Annotated in this window: 1 protein-coding gene and 1 pseudogene; one reads left to right on the top strand and one right to left on the bottom strand. The window is 73.7% G+C overall.

All coding sequences use genetic code 11. The features are described 5' to 3' along the window. Window positions 1–230: 230 nt before the first annotated feature. Complete coding sequence (locus tag ACY45C_RS05685; protein WP_462186597.1) at window positions 231–710, bottom strand: hypothetical protein; 480 nt, start codon at window positions 708–710, stop codon at window positions 231–233. Window positions 711–1,076: 366 nt separating this feature from the next. Here ACY45C_RS05685 and ACY45C_RS05680 point away from each other — a divergent pair. After that, window positions 1,077–1,554 (top strand): annotated as a pseudogene (locus ACY45C_RS05680) (AAA domain-containing protein); the annotation flags it as partial.

Genomic DNA, 1,554 nt, shown 5'->3' with positions numbered 1-1,554 from the left:
TCAACAAATGGCTGCCCCGATGAACTACCAAAACAGTCCCTAGACCAGACCGTACCCGGGTCCGGAGGCCCCGCGACGTTGGCGGCCGCGACGGCCGGGAGACGGTCAGCTTATGCAGTGACCACCATCGCGCGGCGGCCGAATTTGGGGGAGCCAGTCACGGTCCAGGGACCGCAAACCGTGCTCAGGTCCCCCAGATTCGCCGGCCGGCAGCCGGCAGGTCACCGCGCTCAGGACAGCCCGGCCCGGTGCGCGCGTCGCCAGAAGGCACCCGCACCGAGCAACAGCGCCGCCAGTACGGCGAGGACGCCGATCTGCCCACCGGTATAGGAAAGCGAGTTCCCGCGGGGATCCGTCCCGGTCCTGTCCGGGGCGGGGTGCCGAGACGCACCCGTGCCGGCGGACGCTCTGGAGTCCCCATCACCACCACGGCCATGGTCCCCGCCACCGCCACCGCCACCGCCACCGCTGCCGCTGCCGCTGCCGTGGTCGCCGCCGCCGCTGCCGTGGTCGCCGCTGCCGCTGCCGTGGTCGCCGCCGCCGTCGAGAGCCCGGAGCGAGACCTGGTCCGGCACCTCGTCGATGGAACGCGAGCTTTCCGCCACGGAACGCGACGGGCCATCCGCGGGGCGCGAAGCCGCGACCGGAACCGCGGTCAGCACAACCAGCATGCTCGTGAGCACGGCGGCACCGCCGGAACGCAATCCCATGGTGGTTCTCCCCCAGCAACCCGACTCGGCGCAGCCCGACCAGACGACGTCGGACGGTACCGATAGTCACTATGCGTGTCCAGAAGACGACAGGATCGACACGCCGACGGTCCGCCGCCCCACGTGCGTCCCTGGTAGCGGATCAGGCGTCGGCCTCGTCCGGCGTGGGTGTGGCCACGGGCGGAAACGCGCCGCCCGTCCCGGGCAGCCTCCTCGGGCAGCCTCCTCGGGCAGCGGTCCGGGCGGGACAAGCCGGAAGCCGGCGATTGTGTCGGAGACAGGTCGTAAGGTCGATCAGGCGGAGACGCGGACGGCAGCTAGCGTCGCGCCGCCGCGCCCTGACCCAGCCCCCGGCCGAGGAGCCCGATGTCCGCCCGTGATCAGGTCCGTGGCCGGTCGCTTCGGCTCTTGGACTACCTGGCCGCGCTCGCCGCCGAACGGCGCGGTGCCCCCCGTCGCCAGCTCGCCGAGTACGTCCCCGCTCCACTCCTTCCGGCTGACGTCCCGTCCCATCCGGGGATCCGGTTCGGCCCGACAACGCAGCGGGAGAGCTGGCTGGAGGTCGCCCGGGTACCCCAGCCGGCCGCGCCGAGCTGGCCACCCCCGCTCGACCGCTACCTGGCCGGGACGGTGGTGAGCCCGGACGCCCCACCTACCATCCCCGCCCATCTCCTGGACGCGGAGGCCGTCGAGCGGACCAGGGAGCGCGAGCCTCCCGCTCCCGGCGTCCCGAGCGAGGAGCGGGACGCTCCGCCGGGCGCCGTCGCCCTGCTCGACGCCTGGGTGCGTCAGGTGTGGCGGCCGTGGGCGCCCGGGGCACGCGCCGCCCGCGACGCACGCGCCC

The sequence above is a fragment of the Frankia sp. CcWB2 genome, assembly GCF_977927585.1.
This window is presented reverse-complemented; position numbering and strand designations above follow the sequence as displayed.